The following is a 23,818-nucleotide window of genomic DNA, read 5'->3' as shown; positions in this document are numbered from 1 at the left end:
ACGCGCGCAGCGGCCCGGTAGCGGGCCGGGCGGCACCGCGCGGTTGCTCAGCGGCGCGGGCCGTGCACCCGGCGGTAGCTCCAGGCCAGCAGGCCGAGCAGGATCAGGCCGGACAGGATCAGGCTCGACCCGGTCGCCCAGCCGGCCATCGGCAGCGAGGGCACCAGCCCGGCGACGACGCCCGCGGCGATCAGGCCGAGTCCGGCGAGGACCGAGCCGGCGATCCGCCAGCCGGAGGCGACGCTCGCCTCGACGCCCTGCATGGCCTTGACCCGGACCGGCTCCACGAAGCGGGCGAAGGCGGGCACCGCGCGGGCGACCAGGACCATGCCGGCCAGCAGGAGCAGCATCCCCGGGCCGGGCAGCACCAGCAGCACCACGCCCACCACGATCAGGACCGCGCCGACCACCGCGAAGAGCACCCGGGCCACCGGGTGGACCTCCGTCGGGTCCGCTTCGAATCCCGGCCGCTGCTGCTGGTTCATCAGCCCACCCTAACCGGACGGCCCGCGGTTCCCGGTGCCCCGACACCGCCCCCGGCCGCCCGGGCACGTCTCGGAGCACGCGTCGGGGCACGCGTCGGGGCACGCGTCGGGGCACGCGTCGGGGCGCTCCTGTCCGGCCGAACGGACGGCCGGTCGTCCGGGAGGAGCGCCCCGGCGGCGGGTCACATCCCGTTCTTGCGGATCGGGGTGTACTCGGCCAGCTTGGAGATCGGCTCCTCGTGCGAGACGCAGCCCTGGCTGCCGGAGTCCTCCAGGATGATCGCCCGGGTGTGCGCCGCGTCCGCCCAGCCGCCGAACAGCACCACGTGCTGCTCGTGGTCGCCGCTGGTGTGGTGGACCACCAGGGCGTCGCCCGGCTGGAGGTCCTTGCGGGCGATGTGGTGGGCGATGCCGGCCGACTCGCTGATCAGCGGGCCGGTGGTGGTGCCGGGGCCGGGCAGGCCCCAGGCGGCGGAGAGGAAGCCGGAGCAGTCGACCCGGTAGCCGTTGGTGACGGCGCCCTGGCTGTAGCCGAGCTTGCGCTTGACCCGCTCCATCGCCCGCTCCACCATCGCCTTGCGCTCGTCGGAGACCCCGTCCAGCTTGGGCTGGGCCTTGGCGCCGCCGCCCTCGCCGTTGCGCGGGTGCCGGTGGTCGGACCAGGCGTCCCAGCTGTTGCCGTTGACGATCCTGGTCTTCCAGTCGCCGGTCGAGCGGTCCTTGAGCTTCGGGCCGTCGTGCTTGCCGCCGGGGCCGCTGACGATCCCGGAGCCGTCGTTGCCGCTGGTGTCGTGGCCGCCGCTGCCGCCCGTCCCGCCACCGCCGCCGTCGGTCCCGGTGTGCGGCGAGGAGGGCTGCCCGGTGTGGCCGCCGCTGCCGCCGCTGCCTGCGCCGCCCTTGCCCTTGTCGACGCTGTCGATCCCGGTGCCGGGCGACTTGGGCTTGCTCTCCTCGGAGTGCTTGCGCTTGAGGTCCTCGGCGATCTTCCGCTCGACCTCCTCGTACGAGGTGATCAGCTGCTTGATCTTGGCCGCGTCCTCGCCCAGCTCCTTGGTGAGCTTCTCCTTGGTCTTCATCAGCGCCTCGGCCCGCGCGTTGATGGCCTGCACGTCCCGGGCCACCTCCGCCAGGATCGGGCCGGCCCCGAGGACGCCCATGATCCCGCCCGAGAACACGTCGGTGGCGGCCGCCTTCGCGACGGTCGCCTTGATGTGGCCGAGCTGCCCGGCCATCTCCTGCATCCGCTGGTTGACCTGCGTGAAGTCCTGCTGGATCTTCAGCAGTTCGCCCGGCTGGAAGCCGAACTCGTTCCCCGCCATCGTGTTGTTCCCCCTGTGGTCGGCCCGGCCCTTAGCGGTCGGGCCCGGTGCGGTGCGGTCGGTCGACGGTCGGTCGGCGCTACAGGACGTTGGCGAGCTGCTTGACCGAGTCGCCGAGCTGCCCGAGCTCGTCCGCGACGGAGTTCAGCTCGCGGACCCGGCCCTGCGCGTGCGAGATGAAGGCGTCCGCGGCCGCGCCGTGCCAGGTCAGCCCGCCGAGCACCGCGCTGACCTCGCGGCCGAGGCCGTCGACCTGCTTGCTCAGCTCGGCCAGCTCCTGGGCGATCTTGTTCAGCTCGGCGTCGGCGTCGCCGAACATCTTGCCGAGCGCCCAGTGCGCGATCTCGGCCGGAGCCATGACGATGTCCTCGCCGACCTTGACCACGTCACCGGCGAGGTGCTTGACGTCTCCCCACAGATCCATGACCGTCCCCCTGTTTCCCCGTGGATTCCCCGAAAGCCTGTTCCCCCAAGGCTAGTCAGTACGGGCCCCGGGGGAAACGGGCGGGTACGGGGTGGAAGCGGGCGGGTGTCGGCGGGACCGGCGCGGCGGCCGGGCGGCAGCGACCGGACCCGGGCGGCGGCGGGTCGGGCGCGGGCCGGGCACGGGCCGGGCCGGCTGTTCGCGGTCCGGCCGCCGGGCCTGTGACACTGGATGTGCTCGAAAACCGAGGTGCGCCCCGGCCCCCACTTTTTGCAACCTAGAGGGATGCCCGCAGTGAGTTCTCCCGTAGCCCAGCAGCCCGCCCCCACGTTCGCGGAGCTGGCCGCCCGGCTGCCCGGCGTGATGCTGCGCGACGCGCAGCGCCTCGGCCGCCGCCTGGAGGGCACCCGCAAGGTCAGGTCGGCCGAGGGCCGGCAGAAGGTGCTGACCGAGCTGGCCTCCGACTTCGACCGCTCCGAGTCCCGGGTGGCCGCCCGCCGGGCGGCGGTGCCGGTGATCCGGTACCCGCAGGAGCTGCCGGTCGCGCAGAAGAAGGACGAGATCCTGGCCGCCGTCCGCGACCACCAGGTGGTGATCGTGGCGGGCGAGACCGGCTCCGGCAAGACCACCCAGATCCCGAAGATCTGCCTGGAGCTGGGCCGCGGCGTCCAGGGCCTGATCGGCCACACCCAGCCGCGCCGGATCGCCGCCCGCACGGTCGCCGAGCGGGTCGCCGAGGAGCTGGACACCCCGCTGGGCGGGGCGGTCGGCTGGAAGGTCCGGTTCACCGACCAGGCCGGCCAGGACACCCTGGTGAAGCTGATGACGGACGGCATCCTGCTGGCCGAGATCCAGACCGACCGGGACCTGCGGCAGTACGACACCCTGATCATCGACGAGGCGCACGAGCGCAGCCTGAACATCGACTTCCTGCTCGGCTACCTCAAGCAGCTGCTGCCCCGCCGCCCCGACCTCAAGGTGGTCATCACCTCCGCCACCATCGACCCGGAGCGCTTCGCCGCCCACTTCGACGGCGCCCCGATCATCGAGGTCTCCGGCCGCACCTACCCGGTCGAGGTCCGCTACCGGCCCCTCGTGGAGGACGACGAGCCGGACTCCGACGACGCGGACGACAACGACCGGGACCGCGACCGGGACCAGATCCAGGGCATCTGCGACGCCGTCGAGGAGCTCCAGGCCGAGGGGCCCGGCGACATCCTGGTGTTCCTCTCCGGCGAGCGCGAGATCCGCGACACCGCCGACGCGCTGACCAAGCTGAGACTCCGGTCCACCGAGGTCCTGCCGCTCTACGCCCGGCTCTCCTCGGCCGAGCAGCACCGGGTGTTCCAGCGCTCCTCGCAGCGCCGGGTGGTGCTGGCCACCAACGTCGCCGAGACCTCGCTGACCGTCCCCGGCATCAAGTACGTGATCGACCCGGGCACCGCCCGGATCTCCCGCTACAGCCACCGCACCAAGGTGCAGCGGCTGCCGATCGAGGCGGTCAGCCAGGCCAGCGCCAACCAGCGCAAGGGCCGCTGCGGCCGCACCTCGGACGGCATCTGCATCCGGCTGTACTCGGAGGAGGACTTCCTCTCCCGCCCCGAGTTCACCGACGCCGAGATCCTGCGCACCAACCTGGCCTCGGTGATCCTGCAGATGACCGCGGCCGGCCTGGGCGACATCGCCGCCTTCCCGTTCCTCGACCCGCCGGACTCCCGGAACATCAAGGACGGCGTCAACCTGCTGCACGAGCTGGGCGCCCTCGACCCGGAGGAGAAGGACCACCGCAAGCGGCTGACCGAGCTGGGCCGCAAGCTCGCCCAGCTCCCGGTCGACCCGCGGATGGCCCGGATGGTGCTGGAGGCCGACCGCCTCGGCTGCGTCCGCGACGTGATGGTGATCGCCGCCGCGCTCTCCATCCAGGACCCGCGCGAGCGCCCGGCCGAGAAGCGCCAGGCCGCCGACGAACGGCACCGCCGCTTCCAGTCGGAGACCTCCGACTTCCTGTCCTACCTGTCGGTCTGGCGCTACGTGCGGGAGCAGCAGAAGGAGCTGTCCTCCTCGGCGTTCCGCCGGATGTGCAAGTCCGAGTTCCTCAACTACCTGCGGATACGGGAGTGGCAGGACGTCTACGTCCAGCTGCGCACCATCGCCAAGCAGCTCGGCGTCACCGTCGACGAGCCGGCGGACACCGTGCCGGTCGGGGAGGAGGGCGAACCGGACGCGGACCGGATCCACCAGGCGCTGCTCTCCGGCCTGCTCTCCCACCTGGGCCTGTTCGACGCGGAGAAGCGCGAGTACGCGGGCGCCCGCGGCGCCCGGTTCGCGGTGTTCCCGGGCTCGGGGCTGTTCAAGAAGCCGCCGCGCTGGGTGATGTCGGCCGAGCTGGTGGAGACCTCCCGGCTGTGGGCGCGGATCAACGCGAAGATCGAGCCGGAGTGGGTGGAGCCGCTGGCGGCGCACCTGATCAAGCGCAGCTACAGCGAGCCGCACTGGGAGAAGAAGGCCGGCGCGGTGCTGGCGTACGAGAAGGTCACGCTGTACGGCCTGCCGGTCGTCGCCCAGCGGAAGGTCAACTACGGCCGGATCGACCCCCAGCTGTGCCGGGAGCTGTTCATCCGCTCGGCGCTGGTGGAGGGCGACTGGGAGACGCACCACCGGTTCTTCGCGGAGAACCGCAAGCTGCTCGACGAGGTCGAGGAGCTGGAGAACCGGGCCCGCCGCCGGGACATCCTGGTGGACGACCAGACCCTGTTCGACTTCTACGACGCCCGGCTGCCCGAGGACGTGGTCTCCGGGCGGCACTTCGACGCCTGGTGGAAGAGGACCCGGCGCGACCAGCCCGACCTGCTCAACTTCGAGAAGTCGATGCTGATCAACGACTCGGCGGACGGGATCACCGAGGCCGACTACCCGGACTTCTGGCAGCAGGGCAAGCTGCGCCTCCCGCTGACGTACCAGTTCGAGCCGGGCAGCGACGCGGACGGCGTGACGGTGCACATCCCGCTGGCGGTGCTCAACCAGGTGGTGTCGGAGGGCTTCGACTGGCAGATCCCCGGTCTGCGGGCGGAGCTGGTGACGGCCTGGATCCGCTCGCTGCCGAAGGCGGTCCGGCGCAACTTCGTCCCGGCCCCGGACTACGCGCGGGCCGCGATGCGCGAGCTGACGGACCGCCAGGAGCCGCTGCTGCCGACGCTGGAGCGGGTGCTGCACCGGATGTCGGGCCTGCCGATCCCGCCGGAGGCGTGGGACGAGGAGCGCATCCCGGACCACCTGAAGGTGACCTTCCGGGTGGTGGACGGCAAGCGGAAGCTCGCCGAGTCCAAGGACCTGGAGGAGCTGCGGCTCGAACTCCAGCCGAAGCTGTCCGCGACGCTCTCCAGCGCCGCCTCCGGCCGGGGCATCGAGCGCACCGGCCTGACCGCCTGGCCGGAGGACCTGCCGGTCCTCCAGCGCACCTTCGAGCAGCGCTCCCGGGGCCACTCGCTGCGCGCCTACCCGGCGCTGGTGGACGAGGGCGCCTCGGTGGGCATCAAGCTGTTCGACACCCCGGAGGCCCAGCAGCGGGCGATGTGGGCGGGCACCCGCCGGCTGCTGATGCTCCGGGTGAACTCCCCGGCCAAGTCGATCCAGGGCCGGCTGGGCAACCAGGCCAAGCTCGCCCTGTCGTACAACCCGCACGGGTCGGTCCCGGCCCTGTTCGAGGACATCGTGGCGGCGGCGACCGACCGCCTGATGGAGCTCAACGGCGGGGTGGTCTGGGAGGCGGAGGCGTTCGGGGCGCTGTACGACAAGGTCCGGGCGGACCTGTACGAGCTGTCGGCGGACACCACGCTGAAGACCGCGTCGGCGCTGATCGCCTTCCACAAGGCGTCGACCCGGCTGAAGTCGGTCTCCAGCCCGGTGCTGCTGTCCGCGGTGAACGACGTCCGGCTGCACCTGGCCTCGCTGGTGCACCCGGGCTTCGTGGCCGGGACGGGCTGGCAGCGCCTGGGCGACCTGAAGCGCTACCTGCTGGCGGTGGACCGCCGCCTGGAGGCGCTGCCCAACCACCCGCAGCGGGACCTGCAGAACCTGGTGAAGGTACAGGCGGTGCAGCAGGCGTACGGGGAGCTGCTGGCGAGGGTGCCGGCGGGCCGGGAGCCGTCGCCGGAGATCAGGGCGGTGCGCTGGATGATCGAGGAGCTGCGGGTGAGCTTCTTCGCCCAGGGGCTGGGCACGCCGAGCCCGGTGTCGGAGAAGCGGATCCTCAAGGCGATGGAGGCCGCCGCGGCGACCCTCTGAGGCGGGTCGGGAACCGGCTCCGGGGGGCTCCGGAGCCGGTTCGACCTGGGGGGTCGCCATGCAGTACAGTCTGTCTTGTTCGCAGGCGAGAGCAGGCGGGCGAGGATCAGAACACTGGTCCCGTGGAGCAGTTGGTTAGCTCGCCACCCTGTCAAGGTGGAGGTCGCGGGTTCAAGTCCCGTCGGGATCGCAGTAGCGTAAGGCCCGGAACCGTATGGTTCCGGGCCTTACCGCGTTTCCGGAGCCCGGCGCAAGGCGCGCGACTGTGACGACCGTCACTGAACGGCTTTTGAGATGCCACTTCGGGAGCATCTCCACAAAGCGCCCTGATTTAATATATAAAATTGCACTTCCTTTCCCGGCTGCGCCCCCCCTGCGATGATCATCCGAAAGGGAATGCCGGATTCCGCCCGGAACCCCTTCCGGAGCACCCGCACCCCCTCCCCCGCCCGCCCCACGGACCGGCCCCGGACATGCCGGAGGGCCGCCCCTTCCGACCCGGCGGAGTCGGAAGGCGGCGGCCCTCAAGCTGTCGGTCGCGCCCCGACCCGGCGGAGTCGGGGGGCTGCCGGTACGAACGGGGGGATCAGACCTCGGTGCGCTGGGCCGGAATACCGGCCAGCAGGGCACGCACCTCCGCCTCGCGGTAGCGGCGGTGGCCGCCGAGAGTCCGGATCGACGTGAGCTTGCCTGCCTTGGCCCAGCGGGTCACGGTCTTCGGGTCCACACGAAACATCGTGGCGACCTCTGCCGGCGTCAGCAGGGGCTCGGCGTCAGGGGTACGAGCGGTCATGAGCGGCCTCCTCGGGAGAACCGAACCAGGGCGGTTCTATCCTTCAAATTCTGCACCTTGGCCCCCGATGCCCGAAATGGCACGGACGGGCCGAGTCGGTTATAGGACGAACGGCTTGTCCTGGTGTCTACAACTACACCATCCGTCCAGCCCCATCGGCCAAACCGCCAAAATTGACCCCTCACGGGTTCAAGAGCGACGGAAGGCCCCGGACCACCCCATAGCGGACAGTCACGCAGCGGTGACGTCCGGTCACGGTGCGGCACGCCTGAGTGAGCTTGGGCTGGTTGTCCCATTTTGGCATATAGGTCTGAGTTCGCGTCAACGGTGAGTAGTATCACGTTCCGTGGGGATTGACCCGATCCGGGACCATGGTCCCGGTAACCGCGCCAATGGTATGGACCATCCTCCCCCGGGCGCCGGAGTTCGGCCAGAGGCAATTTTCTGACGCCCCGTCACCTCCCCCGTCCGCCCCGCGCCCACACCGCCCACACCGTCCTCACACCGCCCGGACCCGCCCGGACCCGCTCAGGACGCCTGCCGCAGCGCCAGCACCCGCCGCCAGCGCGCCGTCAGCCCCTCGTAGGCCCGCAGCGCCGCCGCGGTGTCCCCGGCCCGCAGGGCGCCCAGCCCGTCCGCCAGTTCGCCCACCGAGCGCTCCTCGGCCAGCTCCCGCGGGCCCAGCAGCCGGGCCAGGCCGCCGTAGTCCAGCTCGACCAGCGAGCGCGGGTGGAACTCCTCCAGCCAGCGCCCGACCTCCTCCGCGCCGTCCACCAGCGGCCCGCCCGGCGCCCTCCCCCAGCCCTCGGCCGGGGGCACCCCCTTGCGCAGCAGCCGGTAGGCCCGGGCCACCCGGCGGCGGGCCTGCACCATCGGCGTCAGGTAGAACAGCGCGGCCGGCTCCGGCCGCTCGCCCTCCCCCGACGAGCCGTACTCCCCCGCCGGCACGTGCCGGCGGTCCTCCTCGCCGAACGGCAGGAACCAGCGCAGCGGCACCTCCCAGCGGCTGGAGGCGATCCACGGCCGGGCGTCGGGGTGCTCCTGCTGCCACCGCGCCCGGTCCGCCTCCGCGGCCGTCCGCAGGGCCGGCGGCAGCACGGTGTCCACCAGGTGCGCGGGCAGCGTCCGCTGCAGCTCCTGGAGCGCCAGCCAGCTGCGCAGCCGGGTCGTCCAGGGGCAGACGTAGACCACCCCGTCCAGCGCCCGCACGAAGGCCCGCCCGTCCTCCCGGGCGGGCAGCGGACGGGGCGTCAGGGCCGCCAGGCCCGCCAGCGCGGCCCGCTGCTCGGCCAGCGCCGCCGCGGTCACCGGCTGCCCCGGCCCCTCGGCGTCGGGGCCGTGCTCGGCGGCGTACGCCTGCCAGCGGGCGCGGTCGGGCTCGGGGAAGGCGGCCAGCGGCTCGTAGACCCGCAGCTGCGCGGTGTACGGAGGAAGCACGGTCGTGCGCCAGACGGTCACGCCCGGCATCGTCGCACGCGCCCGCGGGAACCGTCAGGGTGTCGCGCGGACGGCTTCGGTCGTTGTCCTTCGGGGGCCCCCGAAGGGCGGATTCGAAGGTGTTCCCGAGGCTAGGCTTCCACTCAGACGCCCGCACCACCGCCGCGGGCCATCCTTACTGGAGTCACCACCGTGACCGACGTACACACCACGCACACCGCACCAGGCGTGCTGAGCCGGGTCTTCGGCACCGACCGGGACGGCGAGGGGCACGAGCAGGTCGTGCTCTGCCACGACCGCTCCTCCGGCCTCAAGGCGATCATCGCCATCCACTCCACCGCCCTCGGCCCGGCCCTGGGCGGCACCCGCTTCTTCCCGTACGGCACCGAGGAGGAGGCGCTCCAGGACGCGCTGAACCTCTCCCGCGGGATGAGCTACAAGAACGCCCTCGCCGGGCTCGACCTCGGCGGCGGCAAGGCCGTGATCATCGGCGATCCCGAGAAGGTCAAGAACGAGGCGCTGCTGCGCGCCTACGGGCGCTTCGTGCAGTCCCTGCGCGGCCGCTACATCACCGCCTGCGACGTGGGCACCTACGTGCGGGACATGGACGTGGTGGCCCGGGAGACCGAGTTCGTCACCGGCCGCTCGCCCGAGCACGGCGGCGCCGGCGACTCCTCGATCCTGACCGCCTTCGGCGTCTTCCAGGGCATGCGCGCCTCGGCCCAGGCCCGCTGGGGCCGGCCCACCCTGCGCGGCAAGCGGGTCGGCGTGGCCGGCGTCGGCAAGGTCGGCCACTACCTGGTGGGCCACCTGGTCGCGGACGGCGCCACCGTGGTCGTCACCGACGTCTCCGAGGCCGCCGTGAACCGGGTCCGGGCCACCCACCCGGAGGTCGAGGTGGTGGCCGACACCGGCGCCCTGCTGGCCTCCGCGCTGGACGTCTACGCCCCCTGCGCGCTCGGCGGCGCGCTCACCGACGACACCGTCGCCGCGCTGGGCGCGGCCGGCACCGCGGTCGTCTGCGGCGCGGCCAACAACCAGCTCTCCCACCCGGGCGTCGAGAAGGACCTCGCCGACCGCGGCATCCTGTACGCGCCCGACTACCTGGTGAACTCCGGCGGCGTGATCCAGGTCGCCGACGAGATCGAGGGCTTCAACTTCGACCGGGCCAAGACCAAGGCGACGGGGATCTTCGACACCACCCTGGAGATCTTCACCCGGGCCGCCGCCGACGGCGTCCCGCCCGCGGTGGCCGCCGACCGGCTCGCCGAGAAGCGGATGCGGGAGATCAGCGCGCTGCGCTCGGTGCTGCTCCCGGGGGCCCGCCGGGGCTGACCCGGACCGCCCGTGCGCGCGGGGCCGGCACCGCCCGGCCCCGCGCATCACGATGTGGAACCGGATTCTCAGTCCGTCCCCCGATCGGGCGATACCGCGCCCCCTTCGGGGGATAATCTCTGCAGGAACGACGGGACCGGCCCTGGGTCGGACAGCCTGCCAAAGCCCCGTAATTCCCCTCTGACCTGGGCGGACCTGGTTCGGGGGGGCTCGGGTGCGCGCCACGTCACACCGGCGACGTACCGTCCGGCGGCGGAAACAGGTACCGTTAATGCTCCAAGGGACGGTTTCCCACTTCGGGCAGGCCGGACCTGATCATCAACACGTGTCAGACTCGGGGCCGTGAGCCCCACCGTTGAGGGGGTCGACCCATGGGGCGCGGCCGGGCCAAGGCCAAGCAGACGAAGGTCGCCCGCGAGCTGAAGTACAACAGCGGCGGGTTCGACGCAAACCGTCTGTCGAATGAGCTGGGTGTATCTCCGTCGACCGCGATCGAGCCTGAGCCGATCGAGGACGACGACGAGGACGACCCCTACGCGGCGTACGCGGACAAGTACAACCACGACGACGAGGAAGAGGACACCCCTCCGGCTCGTCGTCGCGCGTAACGCCCTCCGACCCGGCCGGTCCGAGCGCTCCCCGTGAGCGCCGGGCCGGTTTTCGGCGTCCCGCCGCGGCACCCCGGGGTTCTCCGGCGTCCCGCTGCGGCGCGCTGAGGCGCGCTGAGGCGCGGGGGCGGGCCGGGCGTGCGAAGGGCCCCACCGCGGTGCGGCGGGGCCCCTCACCGTGCCTCGGGTCAGAACGACTCGTAGGAGTTGTACAGCGCGGCGCCGCCGTCGTGCTCGGCGGTGCGCTCGACCACGTCGCCGAGCAGCCAGGCCTCCACGTCGCGGTCCTCCAGGACGGCGAGCACCGCGTCGACCGACTCCGGCGGGACGACGGCGACCATGCCGACGCCCATGTTCAGGGTCTTCTCGATCTCCAGCGTCTGCACCGCGCCGACCTGGGCGACGGTGCGGAACACCGGCAGCGGCGACCAGGTGCCGCGGTCGAGGCGGGCGTGCAGGCCGTCCGGGATGACCCGGGCCAGGTTGGCGGCCAGGCCGCCGCCGGTGACGTGCGAGAAGGCGTGGACCTCGGTGGCCCGGGTCAGCGCCAGGCAGTCCAGCGAGTAGATCCTCGTCGGCTCCAGCAGTTCCTCGCCCAGGGTCCGGCCGAACTCCTCGACCCGGCGGTCCAGCGACCAGCCGGCCCGCTCCAGCAGCACGTGCCGCACCAGCGAGTAGCCGTTGGAGTGCAGGCCGGAGGCGGCCATCGCGATCACCACGTCGCCCGCCCGGACCCGGTCCGGACCGAGCAGCGCGTCGGCCTCGACCACGCCGGTGCCGGCGCCCGCGACGTCGTACTCGTCCGGGCCGAGCAGGCCCGGGTGCTCGGCGGTCTCGCCGCCGATCAGCGCGCAGCCGGCCAGCGTGCAGCCCTCGGCGATGCCCTTGACGATCGCGGCGACCCGCTCCGGGACGACCTTGCCGACGCAGATGTAGTCGGTCATGAACAGCGGTTCGGCGCCGCACACCACCAGGTCGTCGACGACCATGGCGACCAGGTCGTGGCCGATGGTGTCGTGCTTGTCCATGGCCTGGGCGATGGCGACCTTGGTGCCGACGCCGTCGGTGGCGGTGGCCAGCAGCGGGCGCTCGTAGCGCTTGAAGGCGGAGGCGTCGAACAGTCCGGCGAAGCCGCCGAGCCCGCCGACCACCTCGGGCCGGTTGCTCTTCCTCACCCACTGCTTCATCAGCTCGACGGCACGGTCGCCGGCCTCGATGTCGACACCCGCGGCGGCGTAGGTCGCCCCGGTCTCGTTGCTGGTCACCTGGTGTGGCCCTTTCGAAGTGGTGGTGCTGCCTCCCCGGCCGGGGCCGGGACGGGGTGCCCCCGGCGTCCGGCGCCGGGGGCGGTGCGCACGGTTACGGGCGGCGCAGCGCGTCCGCCGCGCCGGCGCCACCCAGCATCGACTGCACGCCGTCGAGGTCGCTGGTCTGCTGGCCGCCGCGGACGGGCTGCTTGGCCTGGTGGCCGGAGTTCGCCGCGCCGGCGATTTCAGCCTCCAGCAGCAGCTTGCCGAGCAGCGCCGGGTCGGGCAGCTCCATCGGGTACTCGCCGTCGAAGCAGGCCCGGCAGAGCTGGTCCTTGGGCTGCTTGGTGGCCTCGATCATCCCGTCGATCGAGATGTAGGCCAGCGAGTCGGCGCCCAGCGAGCGGCCGATCTCCTCGACCGAGAGGCCGTTGGCGATCAGCTCGGCGCGGGTGGCGAAGTCGATGCCGAAGAAGCACGGCCACTTCACCGGCGGGGAGGAGATCCGGATGTGCACCTCGGCGGCGCCGGCCTCGCGCAGCATCCGCACCAGCGCGCGCTGGGTGTTGCCGCGGACGATCGAGTCGTCCACGACCACCAGGCGCTTGCCCCGGATGACTTCCTTGAGCGGGTTGAGCTTGAGCCGGATGCCGAGCTGGCGGATGGTCTGGTTGGGCTGGATGAAGGTGCGGCCCACGTAGGCGTTCTTCACCAGGCCGGAGCCGAACGGGATGCCGCTGGCCTCCGCGTACCCGATCGCGGCGGGGGTGCCGGACTCGGGCGTGGCTATCACCAGGTCGGCCTCGACCGGGGACTCGGCGGCCAGCTTGCGGCCCATCTCCACCCGGGAGAGGTGCACGTTGCGGCCGGCGATGGTGGTGTCCGGGCGGGCCAGGTAGACGTACTCGAAGACGCAGCCCTTGGGCTTGGCCTCGGCGAAGCGCGAGGTGCGCATGCCGTTCTCGTCGATGGCGATCAGCTCGCCGGGCTCCACCTCGCGGATGAAGCTGGCGCCGACGATGTCGAGGGCGGAGGTCTCGGAGGCGACCACCCAGCCGCGCTCGATCCGGCCGAGCACCAGCGGGCGGATGCCCTGCGGGTCGCGGGCGGCGTAGAGCGTGTGCTCGTCCATGAAGACCAGCGAGAAGGCGCCCTTCACCCCGGGGAGGACCTTGCGGGCCGTCTCCTCGATGGTGAGGTCCGGGTGGCCGGCCAGCAGGGCGGTCAGCAGGTCGGTGTCGTTGGTGGCCGCGGTCCGGCCGGAGCGGGAGACGTGCTCCTCGCCCGGCAGTTCGGCGACCATCGCCGCGAGTTCGGCGGTGTTGACCAGGTTTCCGTTGTGGCCGAGGGCCAGCGAGCCGTGGACGGTCGCGCGGAAGGTCGGCTGGGCGTTCTCCCAGACCGAGGACCCGGTGGTCGAGTAGCGGGCATGTCCGACGGCGATATGCCCGTGCAGCGACCCCAGGGAGGTCTCGTCGAAGACCTGGGAGACGAGTCCCATGTCCTTGAAGACGAGAATCTGGGAGCCGTTGCTCACTGCGATGCCCGCGGATTCCTGTCCGCGGTGCTGCAGGGCATAGAGGCCGAAGTACGTGAGCTTCGCGACCTCCTCGCCGGGGGCCCAGACCCCGAAGACGCCGCAAGCGTCCTGGGGGCCCTTCTCGCCGGGGAGCAGGTCGTGATTGAGTCGTCCGTCACCACGTGGCACGTCTCCGAGTCTAGGGCAGCCCGGGCGAACGGCCTGATGGCAGCCTCCTGGTACGCGCGTAGATACCGCCTCTTACCAGCTTTCCGCACAGCGGGTGGCCGCCTTCACGCCCTTGTCATCAGGCTTTCGCACAGTGGACGGGCGGGTCGAACGTGAGCCTGCTCACGCTGGGTGATCGCGGGGCGGGCGGGGCCGCGGGGGCGGCGGGGCGGGCGCTCAGGCGGCGGGCAGCAGCAGCCGCCAGGAGGCCGGGCGGACCGTCCAGGTGCGGTGGCGGACCGGGCCGACCGGGCAGCCGTCCGCCTCGTAGCCGAAGCCGCGCCCGGCGACGGTCAGCCGGTCGGTCCGGTGGCGCAGCGGGCTGCCGTCGAGGTCCAGGGCGAGTTCCATGGCGCCGTCGACCACGGCCACCCGCAGGTGGCGCACCCGCTGGTGCACGTCGGCCAGCAGCCGGCCGTCGGCCTCGATGCGCAGTTCCTCCGGGCCGGCGGGGCTCGCCTGCTCGGTCGCAGCCAATTTCGCCCATAGCGAACGCCAGCCGCCCTCCCCCGCCCGTCGGCCGTGCGGGCCCCCGCGGCCCGGACGGCCCGGACCGGTGAAGCGCACCTCGGCGAGGACCACGCCGCCGCCGTCGTCGAGCAGCAGGTCCAGCCGGCGGGCGGTGCCGGCCAGCACCGCGCGGGCCGCCGCCACCGGCTCGGCGGGCACCCCGAGCAGCCGGGCGGTGGCGGTGGCCACCGGGCCGCCGACCGGGACCAGCCCGACCGGGTCGGCGTCCAACTCCCGCTGCCGGTGCAGGGACTGGAGCACCCGCTGGAGCGCCTGGTCGGAGCCGATCACCACGGCCCGGCGCCGGCCCCGGTGGGCGAGCACCCGGTCCAGCTCGGACGGGCTCTCGGGCAGCGCGACCTTCACGTCGGCGCCGCCGCACAGCACGTCCTTGGCGATCCGCACCGATTCGCCGTCGGCCTCCCGGGCCGACGGATCGAGCAGCACCAGCAGCGGCCCGGGGCGCTCGGCGTCCTCCGGGGGGCGGGATACGGGCGTGGACAGCGACGACACGACCGGTCCTTCCTCAGGTAATCTCTCGGTGCAAGAGCCCCTTGCGCCATTGCGCCAGGGGCTTCGTCCATCTCGGGCCAGACTGCGGTCTACGCAGGATGCCCCAACCGGAAGGGGTGTACGCCTGTGCCGGCACTCGTGCTCGTTGGCGCCCAGTGGGGAGACGAGGGCAAGGGGAAGGCCACCGACCTCCTCGGCGGCTCCGTCGACTACGTCGTCCGCTACCAGGGCGGCAACAACGCCGGTCACACGGTGGTCATCGGCGACCAGAAGTACGCCCTGCACCTGCTGCCCTCCGGCATCCTCAGCCCGAACGTGGTGCCGGTGATCGGCAACGGCGTGGTGATCGACCCGGGCGTGCTGCTCTCCGAGCTCAAGGGCCTGGACGAGCGCGGCATCGACACCTCGAAGCTGCTGATCTCGGGCAACGCCCACCTGATCACCCCGTACCACCGGACGCTGGACAAGGTCACCGAGCGCTTCCTCGGCAAGCGCCGGATCGGCACCACCGGCCGCGGCATCGGCCCGGCCTACGCCGACAAGATCAACCGGGTCGGCATCCGGGTCCAGGACCTGTTCGACGAGTCGATCCTGCGCCAGAAGATCGAGGCGGCGCTGCACGACAAGAACCAGCTGCTGGTCAAGCTCTACAACCGGCGCGCGATCCCGGCCGAGCTGGTGCTCGAGGAGTACCTGGGCTACGCCGACAAGATCAAGCCGTACCTGGCCGACACCACCCTCGTCCTGGACGAGGCGCTGAAGGCGGGCAAGGTCGTCCTGCTGGAGGGCGGCCAGGGCACCCTGCTGGACGTGGACCACGGCACGTACCCGTTCGTCACCTCGTCGAACCCGACCTCGGGCGGCGCGTGCACCGGCTCCGGCATCGGCCCGACCAAGATCGACCGGGTCATCGGCATCCTCAAGGCGTACACCACCCGCGTCGGCTCGGGCCCGTTCCCGACCGAGCTGCTGGACGCCGACGGCGACGCGCTGCGCCGGATCGGCGGCGAGCGCGGCGTCACCACCGGGCGCGACCGGCGCTGCGGCTGGTTCGACGCGGTGATCGCCCGCTACGCGACCCGGGTCAACGGCCTGACCGACTTCTTCCTCACCAAGCTGGACGTGCTGACCGGCTGGGAGCAGATCCCGGTCTGCGTGGCGTACGAGATCGACGGCAGGCGGGTCGAGGAACTCCCGTACAACCAGTCGGACTTCCACCACGCGAAGCCGATCTACGAGAACCTGCCCGGCTGGAGCGAGGACATCTCGAAGGCGCAGTCCTTCGCCGACCTGCCGAAGAACGCGCAGGCGTACGTGAAGGCGCTGGAGGAGATGTCGGGCGCCCCGATCTCGGCGATCGGCGTCGGCCCCGGCCGGACCGAGACCATCCAGATCAACTCCTTCCTGTAGGACGCGCGCGAGAGGCCCCGGCCCCCCCCGGGGGCGGGGGGGGGGGGGCGCGCGCGCGGGGGGGGGGGGGGCCCCGGCCCCCGGGGGGGGCGGGCGGGGGGCGGGGGGGCGGGCCCCCCCCGCCCCCCCCCCCCCCCGGGGGGGGGGGGGGGCCCCGGGCCCCCCCCCGCGCGGTGGCGGCCGGACCGGCCGCCGGCGGACGTCAGTAGATGGCGGCGGAGACGATCGCCGCCACGGCCAGGTTGGTGGAGGCGGTCACCCAGACCGCCGGGTGCGGCTCGCGGTCGACCAGCAGCTCGCCGAGCCTGCCGGGCGTCACCAGGTCCAGCACCCAGAACGAGACGGCCATCAGCACCAGGCCGAACAGGCCGAACACGGCCGCCGCGGCCAGGCCCTTGGCGAACTCCTGGTAGGTCGACATCACGGCGGTGAACACGATCGCGCCGATCGCCAGCAGCGCCGAGCTGAGCACCACGGCGGCGTTCCGGTTGCGCTCGATCCAGATCTGCCGGCGCAGCTCGCCGGGCGTCAGCAGGTCGACCAGCAGCACGCCGAGCAGCAGCAGGACCAGCCCGACCGCACCGTACGCGGACGCGTATCCCAGCTGGTGAAGGATGTCGTTCATGCGTCCCGCCCCTCCTGCCTGTCCGGCCGCCGGCCCGTGCCGAGGACCGGCACAACATAGCGCACGGGGCGGGCGGCCGGACGGGGCCGAGGCTCAGTCGTTGTGCTCGACCAGGCGGTCCAGGCAGACCGCGACGGCGATCATCAGCGGGACGTCGACGCCGTCCTCGATCTCCACGCCGTAGGTGTCGCGGATCCGGAACCACTTGCGGGAGACCTCGGCGAGCCGGTGGCCGTCGCCCTTGACGGTGTACTCCTTGTCGATCAGGTCGCCGTGGATCTCGTACTCGCCGCCGTTCTCCAGCTCCACGTGGTACTTGTCGTGGAACGGGGTGAACAGCTTCTTGCGGACGGTCGCCACCACGTCCCCGTCCGCGTTCTCGATCTTCATCGCGTCGCGGACGGTCAGCACCTTCTCCCGGACGGTGGCGACCGTGTTGCCCGCGGTGTCCTGCAACTCGAAGGTGTCGCGCATCCGCAGCACCTTGCCGTCCACCAGGAACGCCTTCTCGCCGTGCTCGTCCTCGACCCAGTAGTCGTCGCCGACCGCGAAGAGGCGCTCCTTGACCACGAACTTCCGACCCATGTCCCCGACTCCTCGTCTGGTGCTCGCCGGCCCGCCGTCGGGCGGCACCCGACATGGTGCCACCGGCCGCTACGCCAGGTCCCACAACAGGCGGTAGTAGGCGAGCCGCTCGGCGTCCGGCGCGACGCCGTACGCCTCCAGCAGCGGACGCTCCCAGCCCGGGCCGTAGTTCCACACCGTGCTCCAGGTGGCCACCGCCAGGTCCGCCCAGCGGTCGGCCGTGCCGAGGGCGCCCAGGTCGACGTGGCCCGAGGGGCGGCCGTCCGCGCCGACCAGGGTGTTGGGCGCGCAGGCGTCGCCGTGGCAGACCACCTCGACGTCCACCGGCGGCGGGTCGGCGAGCACCGCCAGCGCCCGCTCCACGGTGCCGTGGTGGCGCAGGTCCGGGTGCCAGTCGGCCGGGTCGCGGCGCAGCGCGGCGGCGCGGGCCACCCGGCCCGGCGCGGACCAGTCGTACGGGCAGCCGGCCACCGGCAGCGCCTCGTGGAAGGCCCGCAGACCCGCGCCGACCGCCCGGACGGCCGTCGCCGGGTCCCGCTTCCACGCCTCGTCCACGGCCGACCGCCCCGGCAGCCCCGCCGTCAGCAGCCAGTGGCCGCCCGCGGCCTCGCCGCCGCCCAGCGCGAGCACCTCCGGGACGGTGGTGAACCGCCGCGCCCAGCCCAGCCGTTCGGCCTCCACCGCGAGGTCCGCCGGGCTGCCGGCCGGCGCCCACTTCACGAACCGCCGCCCCGGCCCGTCGCCGAGCCGGAACGTCAGGCCGTGCAGCTCGTTGCGCCACACCGCGACGACCGGCTCACCGGCGGCCAACTCGGCCACGGCGGGCGGTACTTCGACGTCGTCCCCGGGTACGTAGGCGATCATCCGGCCATTGTCGCGCGCGGGCGGCGCGGCGTCACCCGGGTTCCGGCCGGGAACCGGGGCGGGGCGCCGGACGTACCTACCGGCACGAGGAACGGGGGAACCACGTGTCCGAAACGACCAGCGGACCTGTCGAAGCGGTCGCACCGGGCGAACCGTTCGCACCGGGCGCACCTGTCGCACCGGGCGAGCTGCTCGGCACCGGCCGCACCGCGGACGTCTTCGCGCTGCCCGACGGGCGGGTGCTGCGCCGCTACCGCGCCGGGGCCGGCGCGTGGGCCGACGCGCGGGGCGAGGCCGACCTGATGGCCCACCTCGCCGGGCACGGCTACCCCGTACCGGCCGCGTGGCCCGGCGAGCGGCCCACCGACCTGCTGATGGAACGGCTCGACGGCCCCACCATGGCGCAGGCCGTCACCACCGGCGCACTCGCCCCCGACGCCGCCGGCCGGATGCTCGCCGACCTGCTGCGCCGCCTGCACGCCGTCCCGCCCCGCACCGCCGCCCACCCCGGCGACCGGGTGCTCCACCTCGACCTGCACCCCGAGAACGTCCTGCTCACCCCCCGCGGACCGGTCGTCATCGACTGGGCCACCGCCACCGAGGGCGACCCCGGCCTGGACACCGCGATGAGCGCCGTCGTCCTCGCCCAGGCCCTGCTCGGCATGCCCGAACACACCGCCGCCGCCCCCGCCGTCCTCGTCCCCCTCCTCCACGGCCTCCCCCCGCTCACCACCCACCACCTCACCACCGCCCGCGCCCGCCGCGCCGCCGACCCGGTGCTCGACGCCGCGGACCACGGACGGCTGGACGCGGCCGTCGCCCTGGTCCGCGCCTGCGCGGCGGAGGCGGCGGCCGACGCCTGACCGGCGGCCGGACGGTCAGACCGGGGAGCGCTCCTGCGGGAGCGGGGCCCGGAACTCCGGCTCCACCAGGACCGGCGCCGCGGCTCCCGCCGGGCCGGCCGGGGAACGGCGCCCGGGCGGATCGGCGGCCCGCACCTGCTCCAGGGCCCGGTCCAGGCCGCGGCGCAGCACCGGCGCGAGCGGCCTCTCGACCAGCCGGTGCACCAGCCAGGCGACCACCAGCATCGCCGCGGTGACCGTCCCGACCGCCGGCCACGGGCCCATCCCGCTGCGGTGCAGCCAGCGCAGCGCCGTCCAGCCCATGACTTCGTGCAGCAGGTACAGCGGGTAGGTGAGCGCTCCGGCGACGGTCAGCCAGCGCCACTGGATCCGCGCGGTCCACCCGAGCGCGACCGCCAGCACCGCCAGGTACGCGAGGGTGACCAGCAGGACCACCGGCCAGTGTTCGAGGTGCAGGCCGGCGACGTCCAGCGGCGCGACCCGCGCGTCGCCCAGCGAGGGCTGCACCTCCGCCTGGTGGCGCAGCCCGTTCTCGACCGACAGCGCCCAGTTGAACCCGACGATGCCCCACAGCAGCAGGTTCGGACCGAACCTGTGCATCAGGTACATCGCCATTCCGGCCACGAAGAACGAGGAGTACTCCGACATGCCGATGGAGTCGACGAGGGGGGTCGACCACGCCGAGGCCACGGTCCACAGCACGCAGAAGACGACGATCTTGCGGTACGTCAGGCCGCGCCACACCAGTGGGGCGAACAGCAGGTAGAAGCGCATCTCCACCCACAGCGTCCAGTAGACCGCGTCCACGCTGTCCAGGTTCAGCCCGAGGTGGAACATGGTCAGGTTGGCCAGCACCGCGTCCACGGTCAGCGGCTTGCGCAGGGTCGGCCACAGCGCCAGGAACGCCGTGGTCGTGAGCACCGCGAACCAGTAGGCCGGATACAGCCGGACCACCCGGGAGCGGACGAAGTCCCCGAGGCTGCGCCCCCAGGAGCTCATGCAGATCACGAAGCCGCTGATGACGAAGAACAGGCACACCCCGGTCCAGGTGTACGCGCCGAGTTCCGCGTAGCCGTGGAACACCTCCACCGCCGGCCGCTCCCAGGCGCTCTCCGCCGGCTTCGTGCCCCCGCCGTAGCCCACGTAGTGGTGGAAGAGCACCATCAGCGCGGCGACCAGCCGCAGTCCGTCCAGGGCCGCCAGTCGGCCCCGGGAGCGCGGTTCCCGGGGCGGGTCGCCGCCCGCGCGACGCAGGAGAAGTTCCACCGGTCATCCTTCCGGGACGTGGCCAGGAGTGGAACTTCGGCGCCGGTCAACGCACAGCCCACCGGTCGCGCCTCGCACGACCCTCCACCGCAGGATGACCCGCCACCGACCGGACCGCCGTGGTCCACGTCTCCTGTCACCGGATCCTGACGACAGTTTTCCGAAGCCTTTACCGGCCGTCAGCGCCCTCGGCCCGATGCGGTTGACTGGGGGCATGACTTCTCGTGCACGCGTCCGGGCCCCCGAGCTGGTGGGCAAGGGCGGATGGCTGAACACCGGCGGCAAGGACCTGTCGCTGGTCGACTTCCGCGGCAAGATCGTGATCGCGGACTTCTGGACCTTCTGCTGCGTCAACTGCCTCCACGTCCTGGACGAGCTCCGGGAGTTGGAGGAGCGGCACCGGGACACCGTGGTGATCGTCGGCGTGCACTCGCCGAAGTTCGTCCACGAGGCCGACCACCGGGCGGTGGTGGACGCGGTGGCGCGGTACGAGGTGCACCATCCGGTATTGGACGATCCGGAGCTGGTGACGTGGAAGCAGTACGCGGTGCGGGCCTGGCCGACGCTGGTGGTGATCGACCCGGAGGGGTACGTGGTCGCGCAGCACGCCGGGGAGGGGCATGCGCACGCGATCGCGAAGCTGGTGGAGGAGCTGGAGGCCGAGCACGCGGCGAAGGGGACGCTGCGGCGCGGCGACGGGCCGTACGTGGCGCCCGAGCCGGAGGCGGGGGACCTGCGCTTCCCGGGGAAGGCGGTGCGGCTGCCGGACGGGCACTACCTGGTCGCGGACTCGGGGCACCACGCGCTGGTGGAGCTGGCCGAGGACGGCGAGCGGGTGGTGCGGCGGATCGGTGACGGCGTGCGCGGGCTGGTGGACGGGGTCGAGCCGCGGTTCAGCGAGCCGCAGGGGCTGGCGCTGGTGCCGGCGGGCCTCGACCTGGGCTACGACGTGGTGGTGGCCGACACCGTCAACCACGCGCTGCGCGGCGTCCGGCTGGCGGACGGCCGGGTGACCACGCTGGCCGGCACCGGGAAGCAGTGGTGGCAGGGCTCGCCGACCGCGGGCCCGGCCCGCGAGGTGGAACTGTCCTCGCCGTGGGACGTCGCGTTCTTCGACGGCCGGGTGTGGATCGCGATGGCGGGCGTGCACCAGCTGTGGTCCTTCGACCCGGTGGCCGGGACGGTCGCCGTCGCGGCGGGCACCACCAACGAGGGCCTGGTGGACGGTCCGGCCGCGGAGGCGTGGTTCGCCCAGCCATCCGGCCTGGCGGTGTCCGCCGACGGCGAGCGGCTGTGGGTGGCCGACGCGGAGACCTCCGCGCTGCGCTGGGTTTCACGTGGAACCGGCGAGGTGCGCACCGCCGTCGGCACCGGCCTGTTCGACTTCGGGCACCGGGACGGCGCGGCCGGGCAGGCGCTGCTCCAGCACCCGTTGGGCGTCACCGTGCTCCCGGACGGCTCGGTGGCCGTCAGCGACACCTACAACCACGCGCTGCGCCGCTACGACCCGGCGACCGGCGAGGTCAGCACGCTGGCCACCGACCTGCGCGAGCCGTCCGGCGCGGTGGTGGTGGACGGGGACATCGTGGTGGTGGAGTCCGCCCGGCACCGGCTGACCAGGCTGCGGCTGCCCGAGGAGGCGGTCCGGGTCGAGGCCGTCGCGCACCGCACCCGGCGGGCCGCCACCGAGGTCGCCCCGGGCGCGTTCCGCCTGGACGTGGTGTTCTCCGCGCCGTCCGGCCAGAAGCTGGACGAGCGCTACGGCCCGTCCACCCGGCTGCTGGTCAGCGCCACGCCGCCGGAGCTGCTGGTGTCGGGCGCGGGCGCGGACAGCGCGCTCGGCCGCGAGCTGGTGCTCTCCGGAGAGGTGGCCGAGGGCGTGCTGCACGTCTCGGCGATGGCGGCGTCCTGCGACGACGACCCGGCGGTCGAGTACCCGGCCTGCCACGTGCACCAGCAGGACTGGGGCGTGCCGGTGAAGCTGGTGGCGGGCGGCGCGAGCCGGCTGCCGCTGGTGCTGGCCGGGATGGAGTGAGACGCGGACGGGGGCGGGCCGCCGGCCCGCCCCCGTCGTCCGGGATGCCGCTCAGCCCTCCAGGAACGCCTTGATCGCGCTCGCCAGGTAGTGCGGGTCCTCGGCGCCGCACAGCTCGCGGGCGGAGTGCATGGACAGCGCCGCGATGCCGCAGTCGACGGTGGTGATGCCGAGCCGGGCCGCGGTGATCGGGCCGATCGTGGTGCCGCAGGGCATCGCGTTGTTGGAGACGAAGGACTGCCACGGGACGCCGGCCTTCTCGCAGGCGGCGGCGAACACCGCCCGGCCGACCCCGTCGGTGGCGTACCGGTTGTTGACGTTGACCTTGAGGATCGGGCCGCCGTTGGGCATCGGGTGGTGGCCGGGCTCGTGCCGCTCGCTGTAGTTGGGGTGCACCGCGTGGCCCATGTCGGAGGAGAGGCAGACGGTGCCGGCCAGCGCCCGGGCGCGGTCCTCCAGGGTGCCGCCGCGGGCGTGGCAGGAGCGCTCCAGCACGTTCCCCAGCAGCGGGCTCTGCGCGCCGGTGTCGGACTCGCTGCCGGTCTCCTCGTGGTCGAACGCGGCCAGCACCGGGATGCACGGCAGGTCCGCGCCGGCCTCGGCGACGGCGGCCAGCGCGGCGGTGGCGGCGTGCACGGACAGCTGGTTGTCCAGCCGCGGCCCGGCCAGCAGTTCGCGGTCGCGGCCCAGGTAGGCGGGCGGCTGCACGTCGTGCGCCATCAGGTCCCAGCCGGCCACGTCGGCGGCGTCCAGCCCGGCCTTCCCGGCGACGTACTCCAGCAGGGCGCCCTCGGTGGTGCCGCCGATCCCCCAGATCGGCGTCAGGTGGCGCTGGCGGTCGAGCTTGAGGCCGTCGTTGACCCCGCGGTCGAGGTGGATGGCCAGCTGCGGCACCCGCAGCAGCGGCTCGTCCAGGTGCACCAGGCGGGTGGTGCCGTCGCGCAGCGCGAGCCGGCCGGAGATCCCGAGGTCCCGGTCGAGCCAGGTGTTGAGCGGGACGCCGCCGTAGATCTCCACGGCGATCTGCCGCCAGCCGGCCGAGCTGGTGTCCGGGACCGGCTTGACCCGCAGGTTCGGCGAGTCGGTGTGGGTGCCAACCACCCGGTACGGGGTCGCGGCCGTCGCGTTCGGCGGCACGTACCAGGCCATCAGGGCGCCGCCGCGCACCAGGTAGCGGCCCCCGCCGTCGCCGTCCCACGCGTCCGTCTCGTTGACCCGGCGGAAGCCGACCCGCTCCAGCCGCTCGGCCGCGCTCGCCACCGCGTGGTACGGCGAGGGAGAGGCCGCGAGGAAGGCGATGAGGTCGTCCGTGTGCTTCCGGTCGAAGTGGGCCGTTCGGGCGACGGTCGACATTTTGCTCCTGGGTAGAGGGCGGGGCGGGCCTGGTGGGGTTGCCGGTCCGCACCATGAGCATATGCCCGTACACGGACAGGGCCGCGGGAAGTCCGCAACGGTGACACAACAGTGA

At 73.0% G+C, this 23,818-nt stretch carries 19 protein-coding genes and 1 tRNA gene; 7 read left to right on the top strand and 13 right to left on the bottom strand.

Annotated features, from left to right (window positions below; translation table 11 throughout):
- Nucleotides 1-47 precede the first annotated feature (47 nt).
- The 3 genes from ACIP60_RS33090 to ACIP60_RS33080 all read right to left on the bottom strand — a co-directional run bounded on the left by ACIP60_RS33090 (nt 48) and on the right by ACIP60_RS33080 (nt 2,228).
- A complete protein-coding gene (locus tag ACIP60_RS33090) occupies nt 48-485 on the bottom strand; it encodes a PGPGW domain-containing protein (RefSeq protein WP_400691754.1) in 438 nt (145 codons plus the stop codon).
- A 182-nt stretch (nt 486-667) separates the two neighbouring features.
- On the bottom strand, nt 668-1,804 hold the full coding sequence (locus ACIP60_RS33085) for a hypothetical protein (protein ID WP_400691752.1): 1,137 nt from the start codon (nt 1,802-1,804) through the stop codon (nt 668-670).
- A gap of 79 nt (nt 1,805-1,883) precedes the next feature.
- Entirely contained in the window at nt 1,884-2,228 is a 345-nt protein-coding gene (locus ACIP60_RS33080; RefSeq protein ID WP_400691749.1) for a WXG100 family type VII secretion target, read from the bottom strand.
- A gap of 285 nt (nt 2,229-2,513) precedes the next feature.
- Here ACIP60_RS33080 and hrpA point away from each other — a divergent pair, with 285 nt between their 5' ends.
- Together hrpA and ACIP60_RS33070 are read left to right on the top strand one after the other, a co-directional pair.
- The gene (gene hrpA / locus ACIP60_RS33075; protein ID WP_400691746.1) at nt 2,514-6,512 is read left to right on the top strand and encodes an ATP-dependent RNA helicase HrpA; all 3,999 of its coding nucleotides are present in this window, start codon (nt 2,514-2,516) and stop codon (nt 6,510-6,512) included.
- Nucleotides 6,513-6,628: 116 nt separating this feature from the next.
- Nucleotides 6,629-6,702 (top strand) — tRNA-Asp (locus ACIP60_RS33070).
- A 396-nt stretch (nt 6,703-7,098) separates the two neighbouring features.
- Here ACIP60_RS33070 and bldC read toward each other — a convergent pair.
- Together bldC and ACIP60_RS33060 are read right to left on the bottom strand one after the other, a co-directional pair.
- Complete coding sequence (gene bldC, locus ACIP60_RS33065; protein ID WP_030459248.1) at nt 7,099-7,305, bottom strand: developmental transcriptional regulator BldC; 207 nt, start codon at nt 7,303-7,305, stop codon at nt 7,099-7,101.
- A 528-nt stretch (nt 7,306-7,833) separates the two neighbouring features.
- A complete protein-coding gene (locus ACIP60_RS33060) occupies nt 7,834-8,763 on the bottom strand; it encodes a hypothetical protein (protein ID WP_400691742.1) in 930 nt (309 codons plus the stop codon).
- A 171-nt stretch (nt 8,764-8,934) separates the two neighbouring features.
- Between ACIP60_RS33060 and ACIP60_RS33055 the strand changes: the two genes are divergently transcribed.
- Nucleotides 8,935-10,077 (top strand): Glu/Leu/Phe/Val dehydrogenase dimerization domain-containing protein, encoded by a 1,143-nt coding sequence (locus ACIP60_RS33055; RefSeq protein ID WP_400691739.1) that lies wholly within the window; start codon nt 8,935-8,937, stop codon nt 10,075-10,077.
- 371 nt (nt 10,078-10,448) lie between these two features.
- Nucleotides 10,449-10,685 carry a DUF3073 domain-containing protein gene (locus ACIP60_RS33050; protein WP_100837092.1) on the top strand — a complete coding sequence of 79 codons (237 nt, stop codon included), beginning with the start codon at nt 10,449-10,451 and terminating at the stop codon, nt 10,683-10,685.
- 188 nt (nt 10,686-10,873) lie between these two features.
- Here the strand turns inward: ACIP60_RS33050 and purM are convergent, their stop codons facing one another.
- From purM to ACIP60_RS33035, 3 genes are all read right to left on the bottom strand, one after another.
- Entirely contained in the window at nt 10,874-11,950 is a 1,077-nt protein-coding gene (gene purM, locus ACIP60_RS33045; protein ID WP_400691736.1) for a phosphoribosylformylglycinamidine cyclo-ligase, read from the bottom strand.
- Nucleotides 11,951-12,044: 94 nt separating this feature from the next.
- Nucleotides 12,045-13,640 carry an amidophosphoribosyltransferase gene (purF, locus tag ACIP60_RS33040; protein WP_400691734.1) on the bottom strand — a complete coding sequence of 532 codons (1,596 nt, stop codon included), beginning with the start codon at nt 13,638-13,640 and terminating at the stop codon, nt 12,045-12,047.
- A 216-nt stretch (nt 13,641-13,856) separates the two neighbouring features.
- Nucleotides 13,857-14,702 (bottom strand): diacylglycerol kinase, encoded by an 846-nt coding sequence (locus tag ACIP60_RS33035; RefSeq protein ID WP_400691732.1) that lies wholly within the window; start codon nt 14,700-14,702, stop codon nt 13,857-13,859.
- A gap of 126 nt (nt 14,703-14,828) precedes the next feature.
- Here ACIP60_RS33035 and ACIP60_RS33030 point away from each other — a divergent pair, with 126 nt between their 5' ends.
- Nucleotides 14,829-16,112: an adenylosuccinate synthase gene (locus ACIP60_RS33030; RefSeq protein WP_100837095.1), complete on the top strand. Its 1,284-nt coding sequence runs from the start codon at nt 14,829-14,831 to the stop codon at nt 16,110-16,112.
- A gap of 202 nt (nt 16,113-16,314) precedes the next feature.
- On the opposite strand, the gene ACIP60_RS33025 is transcribed toward ACIP60_RS33030, so the two are convergent.
- From ACIP60_RS33025 to ACIP60_RS33015, 3 genes are all read right to left on the bottom strand, one after another.
- On the bottom strand, nt 16,315-16,737 hold the full coding sequence (locus ACIP60_RS33025; RefSeq protein WP_100837096.1) for a DUF350 domain-containing protein: 423 nt from the start codon (nt 16,735-16,737) through the stop codon (nt 16,315-16,317).
- A 93-nt stretch (nt 16,738-16,830) separates the two neighbouring features.
- Nucleotides 16,831-17,322, bottom strand: coding sequence for an LURP-one-related/scramblase family protein (locus tag ACIP60_RS33020; RefSeq protein WP_400691729.1), 492 nt, complete (start codon nt 17,320-17,322; stop codon nt 16,831-16,833).
- A 69-nt stretch (nt 17,323-17,391) separates the two neighbouring features.
- Nucleotides 17,392-18,186 (bottom strand): phosphotransferase, encoded by a 795-nt coding sequence (locus ACIP60_RS33015; RefSeq protein WP_400691726.1) that lies wholly within the window; start codon nt 18,184-18,186, stop codon nt 17,392-17,394.
- Between the two features lie 104 nt (nt 18,187-18,290).
- On the opposite strand from ACIP60_RS33015, the gene ACIP60_RS33010 reads away from it, so the two are divergent.
- On the top strand, nt 18,291-19,049 hold the full coding sequence (locus ACIP60_RS33010; RefSeq protein ID WP_400691723.1) for a phosphotransferase: 759 nt from the start codon (nt 18,291-18,293) through the stop codon (nt 19,047-19,049).
- Between the two features lie 15 nt (nt 19,050-19,064).
- Here ACIP60_RS33010 and ACIP60_RS33005 read toward each other — a convergent pair whose 3' ends face one another.
- Nucleotides 19,065-20,315, bottom strand: a complete 1,251-nt coding sequence (locus tag ACIP60_RS33005; protein WP_400691720.1) for an acyltransferase family protein — start codon at nt 20,313-20,315, stop codon at nt 19,065-19,067.
- A gap of 214 nt (nt 20,316-20,529) precedes the next feature.
- Between ACIP60_RS33005 and ACIP60_RS33000 the strand changes: the two genes are divergently transcribed.
- Nucleotides 20,530-22,350 (top strand): NHL domain-containing thioredoxin family protein, encoded by a 1,821-nt coding sequence (locus tag ACIP60_RS33000; RefSeq protein WP_400691717.1) that lies wholly within the window; start codon nt 20,530-20,532, stop codon nt 22,348-22,350.
- Nucleotides 22,351-22,401: 51 nt separating this feature from the next.
- Here the strand turns inward: ACIP60_RS33000 and ACIP60_RS32995 are convergent, their stop codons facing one another.
- A complete protein-coding gene (locus tag ACIP60_RS32995) occupies nt 22,402-23,703 on the bottom strand; it encodes a M18 family aminopeptidase (protein WP_282202080.1) in 1,302 nt (433 codons plus the stop codon).
- Nucleotides 23,704-23,818: the final 115 nt, after the last annotated feature.

The organism is Kitasatospora sp. NPDC088783, from assembly GCF_044750705.1.
GTDB classification, from domain to species: domain Bacteria; phylum Actinomycetota; class Actinomycetes; order Streptomycetales; family Streptomycetaceae; genus Kitasatospora; species Kitasatospora fiedleri.
This window is presented reverse-complemented; position numbering and strand designations above follow the sequence as displayed.